The sequence below is a fragment of the Blautia sp. AF17-9LB genome (assembly GCF_003479185.1).
GTDB classification, from domain to species: Bacteria; Bacillota; Clostridia; order Lachnospirales; family Lachnospiraceae; genus Fusicatenibacter; species Fusicatenibacter saccharivorans.
In genome coordinates this window covers 150,329-168,147 of record NZ_QUGU01000008.1, presented here as the reverse complement: position 1 = coordinate 168,147, position 17,819 = coordinate 150,329, and the positions used below count along the sequence as shown (strand labels likewise).

Here is a 17,819-nt window from a genome sequence, read left to right as displayed (position 1 = left end):
AAATTTCTTTTCTGGAAAAATAAAAATACCCTGACGGAAAGTTTTCACACTTCCCATCAGGGCAATCCGAATTGGTCCACCGGACCAATTCTTGATACGCAAAGCGAAAAAATAATGCAGGAGATGGGACTTGACCCCCCACGATCTGGCGACCACAGGCACCTGAAGCCTGCGCGTCTGCCAATTCCGCCACTCCTGCATTTCTTAGTTGTCTTAGCGGTTGTCCGCTTGACAAGATAGATAATAACAGCTTTCCAAAGAAAAGTCAACACCTTTTTTGAAAAAATTTTAATTTTTTTGATTTTATGAAAAATATGGATAATAGCGATAATTTTAAACAACTTTACACTGTCTGAGATTCGTCTGTTTTTCTTTCCCCGTCTGCACATCTTCTTCGCACAGAAATAAAAAGACCCTGCCGGGAAGTTTCTGCATCATTCCCGGCAGGGTAATCCGAATTGGTCCACCGGACCAATTCTTGATACGCAAAGCGAAAAAATAATGCAGGAGATGGGACTTGAACCCACACGATCTTGCGACCACAGGCACCTGAAGCCTGCGCGTCTGCCAATTCCGCCACTCCTGCATTTCTTGTCTTGCAGCTCTCATGTGCCGCTCAACAAAACATATATTACCAGATGATTCCGAATCTGTCAACAGCTTTTTTCAAATTTTTTCAAAAAATTTCAAATTTTCTTTTTTGCCCCGAAAAGCCCGCCATCCGCAGGGCTTTTCGTGAGATCCTGCATCACCTGGACTCCCGGCAGGAAATTGCCGTCAGCAGCGCAAGTCCGAAGAAAATACAGAAATCAGAAACATTGAACACAAGTCTGCGGAACTTCTCCGGTCCAAACCGGAAGCTGACATAGTCGGTCACGTAACCTCTCTTATGCCGGTCATACCAGTTCGACATGCCGCCGCCAATCGTAAGCGCAAGCCCAAGCTTCTTCGCCTTACACTTACGTCTGCCCGCCAGCGCTCCGAGACGCGCCCACAGTCCGGACAGCAAAAAGAAGGTGAGAATTTCCACCTTCTTCGTGCTGTCCGCGAAGCCGCCGCCCGCTACGCCGCGGTTATGACATTTCCGCAGGACAATATGTCCTTTGCAGACCGGGATCTGCTCATTTTCCTTTAACTCCTCTTCTGCCTTCTTTTTCAGGCCTCCGTCTGCAAGGAAAACCGCTCCCGGCAGCAGGGTCCAGATCATTCCTCTTCCGGTACCTCTGCTTCTTTTTCAGGCTCTTCTTCCGGCGCTGCTGCTTCGGTTTCTTCTGCTTTTTCTTCCGGTTCTACGTGTACAAACTCGGCATCCTCCGGCTCATCTTCCTTCTCCGGCATAGCAGCACCGCAGCGCATGCAGAAAGCTGCATCTTTCGGAACACTTGCGCCGCAGGCCGGGCATACGATGCGGCCTCTCTTGTTTGCCACATCTTCCTTGCAGTCTGCAATCTCTTTTTCCAGATCGGTGATATCTTTGCAGAAGCCGGCAAGATTCTCGTCGAATGCTTCGCCGTTCAAATAGCGGTTGTAGATGATCTGTCCGATATCCTGGTAATTCTTCTCAATCTGATCCTCGAGCGCATGCTGACGGGTGCGGATCTTCTGAATTTCTACGAATTCATCTGTTTTCTTTCCCACAGTATCCACTGTTTTTTTCAGTGTTTTACTTAAATTTCCAAAAAAATCCTCTGCCATAGTTAAAACCCTCTCTTTCTTATCTCTTATTTCAAGAAAACGCCAGTTTCACGTCTGCTCCGCTGTGTTTTCCAGTTACCTTATTTCTGCTCTAACTTTGGAACTTCCTGGCCGCGCAGGAGAATCGTCGGCCCGCCGGTCTTTTCAATATAGTCTTTTGTGATGATAACCTCTCCGATGCTGCTGTCCTTTGGAATCTCATACATGATATCCAGCATGAAATCCTCGATGATCGAACGGAGTGCTCTCGCACCGGTATCTTTTTCCAGCGCTTTTCTTGCAATAGAGCGAAGTGCATCATCATCAAATTCCAGTTTCACCTCGTCGAGTTCGAGCAGTCTCTTATACTGCTTCAGGATCGCATTTTTCGGTTCTTTTAAGATCTCGACCAGCATATCCTCATTGAGACTCTCCAGCGTAAATACGATCGGCAGACGGCCAAGGAACTCCGGCACCATACCGAAAGTCCGAAGGTCTTCTAAGGTCACCTGTGACAGCAGGTTCTTATCCCCATCATACTTGTCCTTCAGATCCGCCTGGAAGCCAATGGAAGCTGTCTTGTTCAGACGCTCCTTGATGATGTCCGTCAGATCCGGGAAGGCACCGCCGCAGATAAAGAGAATGTTTCTGGTATTGACGGTCTCGAGCGGAACCATCGCATTTTTGCTGTTGGCTCCCACCGGAACTTCGATGTCGCTGCCCTCGAGGAGCTTCAGCATTCCCTGCTGTACGGCTTCTCCGCTGACGTCTCTCTGGTTTGTATTTTTCTTTTTCGCAATCTTGTCGATCTCGTCGATGAAGATAATACCGTGCTCCGCGCGCTCCACATCGTTGTCTGCGGCCGCTAAAAGCTTAGATACCACGCTTTCAATATCATCGCCGATATAACCCGCTTCGGTAAGGGATGTGGCGTCCGTGATGGCAAGCGGCACATCTAAGAGGCGTGCCAGTGTCTGCACCAGATACGTTTTTCCGGAACCGGTCGGTCCGATCATCAGCATGTTGGATTTTTCGATCTCGATATTTCCGTCCTGCGGTGCAAAGACACGTTTGTAATGGTTGTAAACGGCAACCGACATGACTTTCTTTGCACGTTCCTGGCCGATGACGTATTCGTCAAGCATCGCCTTGATCCGGTGCGGCGGCGGAATGTCCTTGATGGAAAATTCTTTTGTTTTCTTCTTTTCTTCTTTTTTCTTTACCCGCTGCCGGTTCGGGATCTGGTTGGAAAGCCCGGAGAGATCGAACATGCCGATATTCGGCATGTTGTTCATATTATTCATCATCTCATTGATCTGGCCCGGGTTCTGGTTCATGGTATCAAAGCTCTTCTGCATGCAGTCCGGGCAGATATTGATGTTTCCCGGAAGGGTAATCATCTTTCCGGCTTTGCTCTCCGGTCTGCGGCACATGAAGCAGACTTTTTCATAAGTATCTTCTGTATGATGGTCAGAGCTTTTTGTTTCCGCCTTCGTTTCGTCCGCGGTACCGTCCACTCTGTCTTTCTCTTCTGACATGATTTTTCAAATTCCTTTCTGTAATAGATCGCTTGGTCTAGCTTGATTATAGCCCAAAAGCCATAGGGTCACAAGTAAAAACTTTCTTAAAAATTACCAACTTTTTTAAGAATTTTACGAATTCAAAAAATTATATCAAAAAATGCAGAAAAAGGCGGACAGCCAGGCGTTCATATTCCTGTGCTGTCCGTCTTTTTTCTCTTAGGAAATAGTTATTTCGAGTTTTTATCTGTTGCCAAACGGATTCTGAATACCCTGGTCATTCTGATCGGAGCTTCCGGTTCCATCGTTTGTGGTTCCGTTGCTGCTTCCGCTCGTCTGCGGCATATCTGCTGCAGAGCCAAGGGTCAGCGTCAGTGTTACTTCTTTGTACTCACCGTTATCCGCGCGCTGTACGGTGACATCTACAGTCTCGCCTGCCGCATAATAGGTCAGTGTCTCTTTTAAGCCTTTGGCGTTCGAGATGCTTCTTCCATCAAACGTGGTGATAACATCGCCTTTCTTGAAGCCCGCATCGGCTGCCGGGCTGCCGTCCACAACGCTCATGATGCAGACACCGGTCGGAATACCGTAGTTCTGGGAAACATCTGCGCTGACATCCGCCATGTTGATTCCGATATAAGCAGCCTCATCATCGCTGACTTTGTATCTTGTTGTCAGGTTCATCAGGTTCTGCAGAATCGGCTCCGCTTTCGAAATCGGGATCGCAAAGCCCATGCCCTCGACCTGTGTGGAGCTGTATTTTGCTTCGTTAATGCCGATCAGCTCACCGTTCATGTTCAGAAGGGCGCCGCCGCTGTTTCCAGGGTTGATGGCTGCATCGGTCTGGATCAGTCCCTCAGAAGTAATCGTCTCGCCGGTACTCTCATCCTGACTGGAGATCGTACGGTCTTTTGCACTGATATATCCGCTCGTCAGGGACTGGCCGGTTCCCAGTGCATTTCCGATTGCCACAACCTGATCACCGACCTCAAGGTCATCGGAATTTCCCATCACGGCAATTTTGATCTGGCTCTTTGTCTCGTCCTTGATGTCGGAAAGTTTTACTGCAACAACAGCAAGGTCATTGTCCGCATCGGTACCTTTGATCTGGCCTTCTACCGTCTCATCGTCGATAAAGCTGACGGAAAGAGACGTTGCACCGCTGACAACGTGGTTGTTTGTCGCAATCAGGAGCTCATCGTCGTTCTGTCCGACAATAACTCCGGTTCCGCTTGCAGGAACTTCCTGGCTTGTGGTTCCGAAGAATGTCTCAACTTCTTCCACCGTTGTCGTAGAAATTGCTACCAGAGACGGCATCGCACTCGATGCAACATCTTTCACGGACATCTCGCCGGTTGCTTTTACGGTATCGGAGGTATCACTGCTGTCTGCTGCCGTTGTTGTGGTGGTCGTCGGAATTGTAACTTCCTGCTTCTGCTCTGTTGCTGTACCGATCACTTTCGTACCGACTGCTGCAGTCCCAATGAAAACACCGCCTGCCACGAGTCCGAAGCACGCTGCCATGGCAAGTGTCATGCCCCATTTTTTTGCGGCTGACATTGGTTTTTTCGCTTTCTTTTTGTGATCCTGCGGCTGCGGAATGGCAGAAAACTGTGGTTTTTCCTGCTTCGGAGCACTCTGTGTCTGTGACTGGTACTGATAATGTTCTGTCTTTGCAGAAGATGTCTGCTCTGCCTTTGCCTCCGACGGGTCCGGTTTTCCGGTGTAGGAAGCACTGTTATTCTCCTCGTCGGTCTTTCCGCTGATTTTCGGATTCACCCAGCTGTAGGTTGTCGTTTTCTTTTCTTCCGCCTTCGGCGCTTCTGCGGTTTCCTGCGGTTTTTCCGTCTCTGCCGCACTCTGCTCTGCTGTCGTTTCTGCTTTTACTTCTTCTGTATGCTCTGCAGCTTTGGTTTCCTCTGCTGCCTCACCATTTATTTCTTCTTTTTTGAATTCTTCACTCATGGCTGATCCCTCTTTCTCTTTTCTATCTCAGGCACCAATACACAGTGCTCTTATTTCTTTCTTCATTTTCTACTGCCTATTGTACGTTAGAATTGTGTTGAAACTGTGATAATTTTGAAAAAAGAGGAATTTTATGCTGCGGTTTTTATTCTACCGTAACGGATTTCGCCAAGTTTCTCGGTTTATCCACATCGAGGCCTCTGCCGATCGATACGTAGTAGCCAAAGAGCTGCAGTGGAATGATCGCCAGGGAGTTTGCAAAAATCGGATTTGTCTCCGGCAGGTAAACTACGTAGTCGGCTACTTTTTCCACTTCTGTATTGCCAACGGTCGTTACCGCCATGACAAACGCGCCTCGTGTCTTCACTTCCTGAATATTGCTGATCGTTTTCTTGTAGAGCTCCGGCTGGGTCAGCACGGCTACGACAAGGCGTCCGTCCTCAATCAGGGAAATGGTTCCGTGTTTCAGCTCACCGGCTGCATACGCCTCGGAATGGATGTAGGAAATCTCTTTCAGCTTCAGGGAGCCCTCCATCGAGATTGCATAGTCGATGCCGCGTCCGATGAAAAAGACGTGTTCTGCCGCAAGATAACGGTTGGCAAAACGCTGTACGTTCTCCTTGTGGGACAGCAGCAGGGAAATCTGCTCCGGCAGGCGCTCAAGGCTCTGGATCATTGCATCGAAGTCATTCTGTGAAACGGTTCCGCGTACTTTGGCAAACTTCATCGCCAGAAGATACTGCGCGATAAGCTGTGTGCTGTACGCTTTCGTTGTCGCAACAGCGATCTCCGGACCGGCCCAGGTGTACATGACATTGTCTGCCTCTCTTGCAATCGAACTTCCAACTACATTTACGATGCCAAGGGTACGCACGCCCTTTTCTTTTGCAAGGCGGAGAGCCGCGAGGGTATCGGCCGTCTCACCCGACTGGCTGACGATGACCACGAGCGTATTTTCCGGCAGAATCGGATCACGGTAGCGGAATTCGCTTGCCAGATCTACCTCAACCGGGATTCTTGCCAGCTTTTCGAAGATGTATTTTGCGGTTACACCGGTGTGATATGCAGAACCACAGGCAACAATAAAGATCTTGCTGATTGCACGGATCTCTTCGTCCGTCATGCCAAGCTCCTCGATCACTACGTCACCATTCTTGATGCGTGGGGTCAGCGTATCTTTTACGGCTTTTGGCTGCTCATGCATCTCTTTCAGCATAAAATGCTCATAGCCGCCTTTCTCTGCGGCATTCATATCCCATTCGATGTGCGTAGGCTCCTTTTGCAGCTCCTCCTCATCGATATTGTAAAAATGAAGGCCGTCTCGGGTCAGCTTGACAATCTCCTCATTTTCCAGAAAATAGACATCTCTTGTATATTTCAGTACAGCCGGAACGTCGGATGCAATCAGGTTTCCGCTCTTACTTGTACCAACGATCAGCGGGCTGTCTTTACGGACCGCATACACCTCATCCGGATGGTCGCGGAACAGGATACCCAGTGCATACGATCCCTCCATACGGTGCATAACCTTTGTGATCGTTGCAAGCGGATCGCCGTTATAATAGTAATCCAGCATATGGGCAATTACCTCGGTATCTGTCTCCGAAAGGAACTCATATCCTTTGGACATCAGTTTTTTCTTTAATTTCAGATAATTCTCAATAATTCCATTGTGTACAACGACAATCGAGTGGTCTTTATTGAAATGCGGATGTGCATTCAGATCGGAAGGTGCCCCATGCGTTGCCCATCTCGTATGTCCGATTCCTACGGTACCCGGAAGTGTCGCTCCATTTTGTGTCATTTCCTCAAGCACCTTCAGACGGCCCATTGCTTTCTGCATCTGAATTTTGTTTCCATCGTATACAGCAATTCCGGCCGAATCGTATCCGCGGTACTCCAGCTTTGACAATCCGTCCAGCAGCACCGGGGCAGCCTGGCAGGTTCCAATATATCCAACAATTCCACACATAGATTTTTTCCTCCTAACAGTAAAAGGCGGCACCCTTGTTCTGTTTTCAGGTTATGCCGCCTTCTAATTTCTTGTTCTTTACTTTTTTACCACTCTGCTCCGTTCTCTGTCAACCTTATGGAGCATTTCGTATTTACTTACAAGATCTTTTTATTTTTGTTTTTTACTTTCACTTATCTTCTATTTCGTTTTTTTCGTATCTTTCCGTGATATTCCCACCATGTTTTGTTTGAGGTACACCAGCGGATTACACTGTCCGGAAGGCTTTTGTATCGTTTTCCGAGGAAGTAGCCCACATATTTGAATCCGCTTTGAAAGAATAAAGTGACGAGCAGCCACGGCTTATGAATTTCGCAGACGTAAGATGCCGATTTTTTCACCATACGGATTCCCTCACTCTCAGACGGATACGCATCAAAGATCTCCGGATGCTGTGCCTGGGATACACCGAGGTCGAAATTGCGGTGAAGCTGTGCCAGACAACCGTAATTGTGGGAATGTACCACCTTCGCATCTGCCGCATAGGCAATCGCATAGCCCGCCTGCACAAGATGCCCGGCATAGATCATATCTTCGTTAAACAAGGTGCTTTCTACAAATCCACCCAGCTCTTCATATGTCCTGCGGTCATACATTGCACAGACATTGGAACAGAAAAAAGTCTTAACACCAAGTTTTGGCAGATCACCGGCATCCTTGATATCACTCTCGTCCGGATAGTTAAAGCCTCTCGTAAACCGTTCCAGTGTACGGCAGTCATCCCGCGGAAGCTGCCGCGCATAGGCCGCCTTCACATGCGGCAGTGAAAATTTTTCCACCAGATGTTCCACGCACGCATTATCGTACGGCATGGCATCCTGGGTCATAAAAAGCAGAAGATCCGCATCTGAACTTTCTGCCATCGCCCTTCTCGTTCCGCCGTGGTCGAACTCGCTCGGCTGAATATGCTCCACCATAATCTTGTCTGAAAGCTGCTCCCACGCCGGATTCCAGAACTTTTTCCCCGTATTCACGACCCGGATCGAACGGATCGGGTAAGTCTGTTTTAAAAGGCGGGGCAGAAGTTCTGCGAACTCCTGCCCTGGTTTATACGTTGGTATCATGACATCAACGGTATATTGACTCATCTTGTCGTATTCTCCCTGTATTTTAATCTCCTGCTACCACAGAATCTGTTGCAGCGCCCGGTCCCTGATTCAGTACATACTCAATCATATCATCATCGTAGCCGCTCTCTCTTGCAATATAGTCACTGTACTCTATCACGGCTGCAGATGGATCATAGCTCATCGTCGGATACAGATAAGCGTGCAGTTCCTTTACATTGTGTTCCAGTGTAACCGGAATTACGACATCAACACCAAGTGCGCTTTCTACATTTTCTCCATAACACAGCTGGAACGGATATGCATAAGATGTTCCCATTTTGTACGTTACCGCATGCATGCCAAGTTCCAGAATTTCGTTTTTGGTAAGACTGGTGCTGACATTTCCCATCACTTTATCCAGAATCTCCGGAATCTTGGTCGGATTCTGTTTAATCTTCTGTACCATGAGATTGATGACGATTCGCTGACGGCTCGTACGTTTCGCATCGTCGCCGCCGCCGTAACGGATCCGCGCATAGGAGGTTGCAAGTGCACCGCTGACATGACGTACTTCGCTGTAATCATCCCCAAGGTCCTCATCATACGGAATAGCTTCATACTCTACGCCCTGTGCTTCCGATACCTCTCTGTTGTAGTTGTTTGCATGAACACACTCTGCATTTGTCATCTCGATGTCGAGACCGCCCAAGACATCAATCGCATCGGCGAGTGCCTTGAAGTTTACGGTAACGTAATCGGTCAGTGCAAGGTCAAGGTTTGTATTCAGCATGGAGAGCATACTCTCCGGACCGCCGCGGTTATAGGCGGAATTGGCTTTGTCAAACTCATAATATTCATCGGTATATTTCGCCATATTCATCCAGGTGTCACGCATAATCGACACCATACGGATTTCCTGCTTGTCGTGATCAATACAACAGAGAATAATAGTGTCACTGTTCATGCTTTCTGCCAGCTCGGAGCCTTTCACACCTCTGGCATCCACGCCGACCAGCGCGATGACCTGTGTACCGGACATCTGTGAGAGATCGGTATTTGCCTTTACTTCACTGTTGATCTGAATCTGGGAGCTGTCCAGCGTATCCTGATTCATCTTATCCATCGAACGGTTGATCCATGCGTAGACGAACAGAATTCCGGAAAGAATCAGCAGAACGGTGATTTCAATTCCGAAAATTATTTTTCTGCGGCGCATTTTTTTGTATTTTCTGCTCTTTTTGTAATTCTTCTTCGACATCTCTTTTCCCCTTATCTTTTAGTAAGCGTTTTTATTCACAAATCCTTTGAAAAAGGTCAGGAACAGAATTTTAAAATCAAGTCCCAGCGTCCAGTTTTCAATATAATACAGATCACAGTCAATACGCTTTCGGATGGAAGTGTCTCCCCGGTATCCATTCACCTGTGCCCACCCCGTAAGACCGGGACGCACCTGATGTTTTACCATATAACGCGGGATTTCCTCCCGGAATTTTTCCACAAAGAAAGGTCGCTCCGGCCGCGGTCCGACCAGGCTCATATCTCCTTTTAAGATGTTAAAGAGCTGTGGAAGCTCATCAATGCTGGTATGGCGCATGAATTTTCCAAATCCCGTCACACGCGGGTCATTCTTCACGGTCCATGCCTTCTTTTCTTTCTCCTCCGTCTGAACTTCCATCGAACGGAACTTGTACATTTCAAACGGTTTGTTGTGCAGTCCGACGCGTGTCTGACGGTAGATCAGCGGACCCGGTGAGGTCAGCTTGATCATGATGCAGGAAAACAGCATCACCGGTGAGAACAGAATGATCGCCACGAACGCGCCGAAAATATCCACAATCCGTTTCAGCATCGCGTTGAACGTGTTGGAAAGCGGCACATAGCGGATATTGATGACAGGAAGTCCCTGCAGGTCTTCTGTGTACGGCTTTGTCGGAATGATGTTGTGGTAATCCGGCACAAACTGGGTATGTACGCCGGATTTTTCACACATGGCAACGATCTCCTCCAGGCGGAAGTATTCGTTCAGGCCAAGGGTAATGGCAATTTCATCCAGTTTGTTTTCCGGCAGAATGACTGAAAGATTGTTGATTCTTCCAAGAACCTTGACACCGCGGTACATCGTTCCCGCTTTGACATGGTCATCGAGGATTCCGCGGACGAGATAGCCCCACTCCGGGTTTGCAATGATCCGGTCAATATATTCCTCGGTCGCACGGCTGTAGCCGACCATCAGAATCTGCTTCTGGTTGCGGCCGTGTTTCCACATATTGCTTAAGATATAGTGGATCAGATTTCTTATGATCGTTTCCAGTGTCACATTCAGCACAAAGAAGATGCAGAGCATACCACGGGAAAAGTGAACCTGGCGCACCATGTAAAGGCTGGCCAGCCAGACCAGAAATCCAACCGTATTCGCTTTTAAGATATTGGCAAATTCCAGACGTCTTCCCTGAAAACGCTTGGATGCATAGAGATTGAATGCATAGTAAAGCAGCAGATAGCCGGGCACGATATAGAGCAGTGCCATCATATACGTCGCCGGCGGCAGAATTCCCCTCTCCGGATGATTATTCATAACGCCCAGCCGCACATAGCAGTACCAGGACAGTACGTAGGAAAGTGCGAGCACCAGGGCATCGATCAGAACGTGCATCCGGTCAAAATATTTCTGATTATCGTTGATCAAATTCGTTCACCTTATCTGTTTTTTTCGGGATTTAAAAATTCCCTACCCCTAACTATACAATAAGTTTCAAAAAAGAGCAATCATATTTTTCTAACATTCTTCTTATTTCCGTAAACTTTTTAACTTTTTCGTAATCTTTTGAAAGAATCCTTATGCCCTCTCCAGAAATCTCCGGAACACATTGATAAAAAGCTCCCATTCGATGACAAAATACGTGCCGAGGCGCTTCCACTCAAAACGGATCTTTTTTGCTCTGTTTTCCGGCTTCCGGCAGATGAAAAAACCATTCTTGATTCCTGCCAGATATTCTTTTCCGTATCCCTTCGATGCAAAAAAGACCAGTTTTGCCGAAAAACCGAGGATAAAGGCCGGCAGGTTAAGCAAAATCTGTAAAACCGGCATATTTTTATAGATCAGATAAATATTGTTCCTGGAAGAATAACGGATTTTAAAGAGGTTATACCGGGAGCCGCTCGTTCCGCTTCCGACGTGGTAAACCTTCGCGGACGGCTCATACCAGTTCTCGTAGCCCAAAAGCCGCGCACGATAGCCGATGTCGGTATCTTCCAGATAAGCGAAATGTTCTTCGTCAAAAAGTCCGGTCTTTTCCAGAAATTCCCGGCGGTAGATCGCTGCTCCGGCGCAGGCCGCAAAAATCCGGTCGGACGTTTCAAATTCACTGACCGGTTTTCCTTTTCCTCTTGCGAATGCCCATCCCAGCATATTATAGTAATTTCCCGCATCGTCGATTTTATCACGCTCCTGATAGGAAATCAGCTTTGCGCTGCATGCAAACGCATTCTTTCTTTTACAGATTCCCTCATAAAGGCGCTCGACAAAGTCCTGGAACACTTCGGTGTCGTTGTTTAAAAGGATCACATACGGCTCCTTCGACTGGCGGATGCCTTCGTTGACCGCACGGCTGAAGCCATAGTTATCATCGAGCTGGATGATTTTCGTCTCCGGGTAGTGTTCCCGCAGAAACGCACAGCTCTCATCCTGTGAACCATTGTCCACGAAATATGTGGTAAATTCCGTAAAGGTCTGCTTTGCAAGCGCTGCAAAGCACGTCTCCAGATACCGGTATCCATTATAATTTGGTATTACAACTGCTACTTTGTCCATGGTTTTACTCCCCTGCCGTCGGCACGCAGTCCATAGTTCCACGATGCCAGCGTTAAATTTGGATTGTAGCAGGGATCTCCTGCCTTTAACAGCCCAATCCAGCGGCTGCGCATAAATTCGATTTCCGACTGGAAGCGGCGCACCTTCTTCTCGTCATCCTCTGCTCCCCTGGATTTAGATTCATAATGGTACAGCTCCACGTGCGGATTGTATACGATTTTATAACCTGCTTTTCCAATGCGCAGGCACAGATCAACATCATTGAAAGCGACGGACAGTTCTTCTTCAAAGCCGCCGACCTCCTCAAAAACCTCTTTTTTCATCATCATGCACGCTGCTGTCACCGCACTCACATTCATCTGGAGCGATGCCTTATGCAGGTAGCCGCTTCTTCCGCGCGCCAGTCCTAAAAAGGCGTGGCCCGCAATGCCGCCGATACCGATGATGATACCCGCATGCTGCACCGTGTTGTCCGGGTAATACAGCTTCGCGCCGACCGCCCCGATCTGCGGTCTTTGCAGATTGGACACCATCTTTTCCATAAAATCGGGTGTAATAATTTCCATATCGTTATTGAGAAACAGGAGATACTCTCCCTTTGCCTCTTTGACGCCGAAATTATTGATCGCAGAATAGTTAAAGCCCTGTTTTGGATACTTCAGGACACGGATGCCCTGTGCTTCGAGTTCTTTGTAATAGGAAAACGTTGCTTCCTCAGTGCTGTTGTTCTCAATAATCAGAATCTCATAGGATGGATACATGCACTTCTTCTTAATGGATTCCAGACAGGTGCGTAACGTATCGGCCTGATCCTTGTTCGGGATCAGAATCGAAACCAGAGGCGTTCCCCGCAGTTTATAATCTACATCGTAGAAGCCATAATCCGAACGCAGTGTGACGGTTCCCTCTTCGCCGCAGCGCGCAAGGTTTCCCTCAATTGCCTTTTTTCCGGCCTCATACGCGTACAGCTTGCTTGCCGGATTGTCTGCGGTGGAAGCGCTGTGGACCCTCCAGTGATATAAAACTCTCGGAATGTGTACAATTTTTCCCGCCATTTCCGTGCAGCGGAAGATATAATCATAATCCTGCGCCCCATTGTATTCCGGACGAAGGCCGCCGGTTTTCTCCGCAATCTCCCGCCGTACAACGAAGAAATGGCAGATATAATTGTTTGACCGCAGCAGATCCAGATTGAAATCCGGTTTGAAATGCGGCTGGAAATACTCGGACAGATCGGTCCGTACCTTGTCCTCATCGGTATAAAAAGCATTGATGGACGGATCTTTTTCCAGACGGATGGCAATTTCAAAGAGTGCATCCGGCGCAAGCAGATCGTCGTGATCCATAAAACCGACGAAATTTCCCGCTGCTGCGGCAAGCGCTGCATTTGTATTCTCTGCAATGCCGATATTTTCCGGAATCGGAACGTTCTTTACGCGCGGATCTTTTCCGGTATACTCTTTCAGGATGCGCGCCATCGTCTCATCCTCCGGGCTGGCATTTCCGATCACCAGTTCCCAGTTTTCATAACTCTGTTTTTCCAGGGATTCGATCATCTGACGCAGAAAAATTTCCGGCGTACGGTAAGCCGGAACAACAACGCTGATCTTCGGACAATAAGAAAATTTATGATTTTTCTGACACGCCAGGTCCTCCTCTTTTGCGCAGTACTGCTCCCGCCACGGTCCGTACGGAACCTCCTCCGGCTCCATCCTCTCCGAAAGACGGATCAGGAATTCCTTTGGGCCATAATGTTTCAGGTAACGCAGTCCCTTCTGTATGTTGTAAGGTTTCAATTTCCGTATAAAACGGAGCCATTTCATATCTGACACTTTTTTTAACTCCTTGGGGTTTTTGTTTTTCAGGTTTTTTGTTTTTCCGTATGAACTCGTTCGCATTATACTCTATTTTACTGCATTTTGCAAATCCCGACTGAAAATATTAAGAAATTATGTGTTTCTTCCCTGCTCGCTTTATGTTATAATAATAAAAGTGTGTCTAATACATTTTAGAGAGATCCGCTGCCCGGACAGTCTTATGCAGCTGTACCCGCTGGATCAGAAGGAGTGAGTTATGATTAGAAAGAATTCTGCAGCCCGCACATTTTTATGCCTGTTGCTTGCTTTTGTTTTTGCCGCGTCCTGCCTCCCGCAGACGATTTTTGCCACAACCGATAAAAAAACAGTCACCACCTGGCCCGAAGGACCGGAAAACAATTCCGGCGCTGTCTGTTTACTCGATGCCGATACTGGTGCTGTTTTATACGATAAAAACATGGACGAGCAGCGCTATCCTGCCAGCATCACCAAGATTCTGACGGCTCTGCTGATCATTGAAAACAAGCAGATGACCGACACCGTTACCTTCGGCGAACATGCTGTCAGCGAATCCATTCCGGGAAATGCCCGCATCAACGTTCAGCTTGGCGAAACGATCACAGTGGAGGATGCTCTTCACGCGATTCTTCTTGCCTCGGCAAATGAGGTCTGCACACAGCTTGCCATCGACATTGCCGGAAGCGAGGAAGGTTTCGCCGCCATGATGAACGAACGCGCCGCTGCACTTGGTTGCACGAATACCCATTTTGTCAATGCAAACGGTCTGCCAGATCCGAACCACTACACCAGTGCACACGATATGGCACTCATTATGCAGGAGTGCATCAAAAACGAGACCTTCTGCCGCATCGAGTCCGATCTGACCTACACAATTCAGCCGACCAATATGACCTCGACACCGCGTGATCTTCAGAACCACCACGCATTGCTGTTCCAGGACGGTCAGTGGGGATACAAGGGTGCTTTCGCCGGAAAGACCGGTTATACCGATGAGGCACACAACACACTCGTTACCGCTGCCAAGCGAGGCAATATGACGCTGGTCTGCGTTGTTTTAACCTGTGATAACCTCGATTATATCAACGATACCCGTACCGTACTTGATTTCGGTTATGATAATTTTACACATTATACCCTGAAGAACGCAAAAAAGGAAAGTCTTTCCGGTGTGGTAACGCTTCCAAAGAATGCGAAAATTGAAACTGCAACCTACACCGATCCGGACGGCGCTTCCGTTGAGGAACCGTACACCCGCCAGTATTTTTTCGATGATCACTTCATCGGAACAGCCGAGGTTTCCGCTCCAGGTACTGTTTCCGACAGTTCTTCGGTTTCCTCCAATTCATCAGAAGAAACCGACAGCACAGATATTCCAACACCGGAAGAAACCAAGAAAATTTCTTTTCTCTCCACACTGCTCTATATTCTGCTTGGCCTGAACGGTGTCGCTTTTCTAATTCTGATCATTGTCGTGATCAACAACGCGAGAAAGAGACGGAAACGCAGAAACAGACGCCGCAATAACCGAAACAAACGGCACTGATCTTCTAATTTATAAGCAATCAGGACCTCCCGTCCAACGGGTGATCCTGATTCAAGAGTTCGACGGAAGTCGAACTTTCCTATAAGAAGTAAAGAATGGCATCGAAAACGCAACCGATTTCGATGCCATTTGGGTATAAAGCAGAGCTACCGCCAGAAATATTTGCTAGTGCGACAGCCCTTTTTGTTGCTTATTTATTTTCCAAGATACTGTTCTAAAATCTGTGGTTCGATTCTTTTCCAGTTTCTTTCCTTTACCGTCTCTTCTGCTCCCGTATCCAGTTTTTTCCTCAGTTCCGCATCTGTCAGAATACGCTCAATCGCCGCTTTTGCCTCCGCGAGATTTCCCTGCGGATAGAGAATACAGTTTTCCCCATCTTTCAGGTATTCCAGATTGCCACCGTTCGGCACAGCAACGACGTAGCCGCCGGACGCCATCATCTCAAGCGGCGGATAGGAAAAGCTTTCCAGCAGGCTTGTTTTCAGCAGGATATCACACGCCGCATAGACTTCCGGTGTTTTTTCATATGGAACCCGGTGTAAAAAGCGGTCCACGCGGTACCAGGATTTCGGATTTCCATTGTAGGACATGTACCAGATCTCGAATTTTTCCAGATCCAGCTGTTCCACGATACGGAAGCTCTCGTCCACGTTTTTATGCTCCGCGCTGCAGTCTCCCTCGATCAGAATCCGAATTTTTCCCTGCAGATCCCGCCCCCGTTTCGGATAGAAGGACGGATCGATGCCGTTCGGAAGATAGGCTGCTTCGGTATGGTATTCCTCCCGCAGCCAGTTCTGACACCATTTGGAAATGGTTACGTACTCCATCGGGCTCCTCATCCGGTAAGTCGCCGAAGTTGCGATCCGGTACGGGCTTCCCGGCGGATAAAATCCAACTTCAAAATTCTGCACCAGATATTTTTTCTTTCGGATCTTGCTGGACTGTTCGACGAACTCTGCGGTATTCCACATCGTCGCTACCGCAAGATCCAGCGTTCCCTGCAGTTTCTCTCGCTCGGCCGACAGCACCGGAAAATGGAAATCACCCTCATGATACCACTCCACCTCCCCTTCCAGAGTAAAGAGGCTGACCTGCGCTCCTGCTTTTACCAGCATTTCCGCATGAAGAAGTGCAACGCGGATGCCTCCGCTGATCTCCATCGCTGGAAGCACAAAGGCACAGCGTAGATTCCAGTGGCGCTCCACCCACTCGCAAATCCCGGTGGCATGAAAGATTGTGACACACTCGCGGCTGCACCGGCCATATGCCCGTCCGGCAATGGCTTTTCGTGCCGGTTCGTCGTCGATCAGCCACTGCAGTTTTTCCAACCACTCCGCTTCGTCTCGGCAGAGTACGCCGTCTTCTCCATCCTGTACCATCTCAGCAAAAGCGCCGAGATTGCTGGCTGCTGTCACAGTCTGCACCAGAGCCGCTTCCACCCATTTATTTTCCGATTTCGCACGGTTAAAAATCGTATCGGTAAGCGGAGCCAAGTTGATATCCACCGACGCAATCCGCTCCGGCAGTTTTTGGTAATCGACAAAGCCCTCCATCTGGATCTGGGAAGCAAACAGTTTCAGCTCCACCGGGAGTTCCAGAATTCCCACGATGAGGAGTTCCAGGTTCGGATTTTTGCCAAGCAACTGTTTCAGCACCGGAACGATCATCTCGATGTCGTCCAGATGCGTCGCACTGCCGCTGAAATAGCCAAGGCGTACTTTTTTCGCCGTTCCATCTGCTTCGTTCTTTTTCTGTTTTTCTTTTAACACCGCCTCGGACAGTAGCAGCATCTCATCTGACGCACAGTTGCGGTTGATCAGCACCTCCGGTACGTACTGCTTCAGTTCTTCTGCCAGCGCCGCTGTCGTCGTAACCGCCGCATCGCAGAGGGAAAGCAGCTCGCCCATGTTTCGGACATTCTGATCGTATGCCTGCCGTTCTTCCGGCTGCATCCGGTCGAGAAACGGAATCTGATCGGTGTATTTCGTATCGATCACAAGATCATCCACATCGTACCACAGAGGCTTGTTCATCTGCTTTGCCATTGTGGCAAATTCCCGCAGGGTGTCCGTCATCGGGCAGCGGAAAATCACGAACGCGCCGTAGCAACGTACCATCCAGGGCTTCAGCTCCTGAAAATAAACCGTATCACACGTATATCCGCCTGCCTCCAGCTGCTCCATCTGATGCACCACGCGGTACCGGTGTGGATGCGGCAGCTGTTCATTGCAGCCACTGATAAAGAGAATATCCCGGTAGACCCGGGATTTTTCTCTCTGAAACTCTTTTTCTTTTTTTGCCCGCGCAAGGTACCCTTTCGTACGCCCAGCCAGACCGCCGATTCCTTCTTCTGCAACAGCTTTTTTTAATTTTGCTGTCAGCACTGAAATTTTTTCCAAACGTTTCAC

Annotated in this window: 12 protein-coding genes and 2 tRNA genes; 1 reads left to right on the top strand and 13 read right to left on the bottom strand. The window is 48.5% G+C overall.

From position 1 onward, the window contains the following. Positions 1-115: 115 nt before the first annotated feature. The 12 genes from DWX00_RS10565 to DWX00_RS10510 all read right to left on the bottom strand — a co-directional run bounded on the left by DWX00_RS10565 (position 116) and on the right by DWX00_RS10510 (position 13,853). Positions 116-199, bottom strand: a tRNA-Leu gene (locus DWX00_RS10565). 303 nt (positions 200-502) lie between these two features. Further along, positions 503-586 (bottom strand) — tRNA-Leu (locus DWX00_RS10560). Between the two features lie 162 nt (positions 587-748). Then, positions 749-1,207 (bottom strand): signal peptidase II, encoded by a 459-nt coding sequence (locus DWX00_RS10555; RefSeq protein WP_118595186.1) that lies wholly within the window; start codon positions 1,205-1,207, stop codon positions 749-751. Continuing rightward, positions 1,204-1,695, bottom strand: coding sequence for a zinc-ribbon domain-containing protein (locus DWX00_RS10550; RefSeq protein WP_117509222.1), 492 nt, complete (start codon positions 1,693-1,695; stop codon positions 1,204-1,206). Before DWX00_RS10550 ends, DWX00_RS10555 begins: the two co-directional genes overlap by 4 nt. A gap of 80 nt (positions 1,696-1,775) precedes the next feature. Continuing rightward, positions 1,776-3,212: an ATP-dependent Clp protease ATP-binding subunit ClpX gene (gene clpX, locus DWX00_RS10545; protein WP_055219393.1), complete on the bottom strand. Its 1,437-nt coding sequence runs from the start codon at positions 3,210-3,212 to the stop codon at positions 1,776-1,778. 225 nt (positions 3,213-3,437) lie between these two features. Beyond that, positions 3,438-5,159: a trypsin-like peptidase domain-containing protein gene (locus DWX00_RS10540; protein ID WP_118595185.1), complete on the bottom strand. Its 1,722-nt coding sequence runs from the start codon at positions 5,157-5,159 to the stop codon at positions 3,438-3,440. Between the two features lie 145 nt (positions 5,160-5,304). Beyond that, positions 5,305-7,131, bottom strand: coding sequence for a glutamine--fructose-6-phosphate transaminase (isomerizing) (gene glmS, locus DWX00_RS10535; protein ID WP_117509223.1), 1,827 nt, complete (start codon positions 7,129-7,131; stop codon positions 5,305-5,307). 173 nt (positions 7,132-7,304) lie between these two features. Beyond that, positions 7,305-8,258: a glycosyltransferase family 2 protein gene (locus DWX00_RS10530; RefSeq protein WP_118595184.1), complete on the bottom strand. Its 954-nt coding sequence runs from the start codon at positions 8,256-8,258 to the stop codon at positions 7,305-7,307. 22 nt (positions 8,259-8,280) lie between these two features. Further along, complete coding sequence (locus tag DWX00_RS10525; RefSeq protein ID WP_118595183.1) at positions 8,281-9,477, bottom strand: LCP family protein; 1,197 nt, start codon at positions 9,475-9,477, stop codon at positions 8,281-8,283. Positions 9,478-9,495: 18 nt separating this feature from the next. Beyond that, the gene (locus tag DWX00_RS10520) at positions 9,496-10,905 is read right to left on the bottom strand and encodes an undecaprenyl-phosphate glucose phosphotransferase (RefSeq protein WP_118595182.1); all 1,410 of its coding nucleotides are present in this window, start codon (positions 10,903-10,905) and stop codon (positions 9,496-9,498) included. A gap of 150 nt (positions 10,906-11,055) precedes the next feature. Continuing rightward, the gene (locus tag DWX00_RS10515) at positions 11,056-12,030 is read right to left on the bottom strand and encodes a glycosyltransferase family 2 protein (protein WP_117509227.1); all 975 of its coding nucleotides are present in this window, start codon (positions 12,028-12,030) and stop codon (positions 11,056-11,058) included. Continuing rightward, complete coding sequence (locus DWX00_RS10510; protein WP_118595195.1) at positions 12,018-13,853, bottom strand: glycosyltransferase family 2 protein; 1,836 nt, start codon at positions 13,851-13,853, stop codon at positions 12,018-12,020. The genes DWX00_RS10515 and DWX00_RS10510 overlap by 13 nt, the downstream gene beginning before the upstream one ends. Positions 13,854-14,103: 250 nt before the next feature. Here DWX00_RS10510 and DWX00_RS10505 point away from each other — a divergent pair, with 250 nt between their 5' ends. Next, positions 14,104-15,411, top strand: a complete 1,308-nt coding sequence (locus DWX00_RS10505) for a D-alanyl-D-alanine carboxypeptidase family protein (RefSeq protein WP_118595181.1) — start codon at positions 14,104-14,106, stop codon at positions 15,409-15,411. A 194-nt stretch (positions 15,412-15,605) separates the two neighbouring features. Here the strand turns inward: DWX00_RS10505 and DWX00_RS10500 are convergent, their stop codons facing one another. Next, positions 15,606-17,819, bottom strand: coding sequence for a glycosyltransferase (locus tag DWX00_RS10500; protein WP_442857807.1), 2,214 nt, complete (start codon positions 17,817-17,819; stop codon positions 15,606-15,608).

Bases quoted from the DNA above. Each gene is read 5' to 3' on its own strand.
- DWX00_RS10555 (WP_118595186.1), bottom strand. From the start codon at position 1,207: ATGATCTGGACCCTGCTGCCGGGAGCGGTTTTCCTTGCAGACGGAGGC.
- DWX00_RS10550 (WP_117509222.1), bottom strand. From the start codon at position 1,695: ATGGCAGAGGATTTTTTTGGAAATTTAAGTAAAACACTGAAAAAAACA.
- clpX (WP_055219393.1), bottom strand. From the start codon at position 3,212: ATGTCAGAAGAGAAAGACAGAGTGGACGGTACCGCGGACGAAACGAAG.
- DWX00_RS10540 (WP_118595185.1), bottom strand. From the start codon at position 5,159: ATGAGTGAAGAATTCAAAAAAGAAGAAATAAATGGTGAGGCAGCAGAG.
- glmS (WP_117509223.1), bottom strand. From the start codon at position 7,131: ATGTGTGGAATTGTTGGATATATTGGAACCTGCCAGGCTGCCCCGGTG.
- DWX00_RS10530 (WP_118595184.1), bottom strand. From the start codon at position 8,258: ATGAGTCAATATACCGTTGATGTCATGATACCAACGTATAAACCAGGG.
- DWX00_RS10525 (WP_118595183.1), bottom strand. From the start codon at position 9,477: ATGTCGAAGAAGAATTACAAAAAGAGCAGAAAATACAAAAAAATGCGC.
- DWX00_RS10515 (WP_117509227.1), bottom strand. From the start codon at position 12,030: ATGGACAAAGTAGCAGTTGTAATACCAAATTATAATGGATACCGGTAT.
- DWX00_RS10510 (WP_118595195.1), bottom strand. From the start codon at position 13,853: ATGAAATGGCTCCGTTTTATACGGAAATTGAAACCTTACAACATACAG.
- DWX00_RS10505 (WP_118595181.1), top strand. From the start codon at position 14,104: ATGATTAGAAAGAATTCTGCAGCCCGCACATTTTTATGCCTGTTGCTT.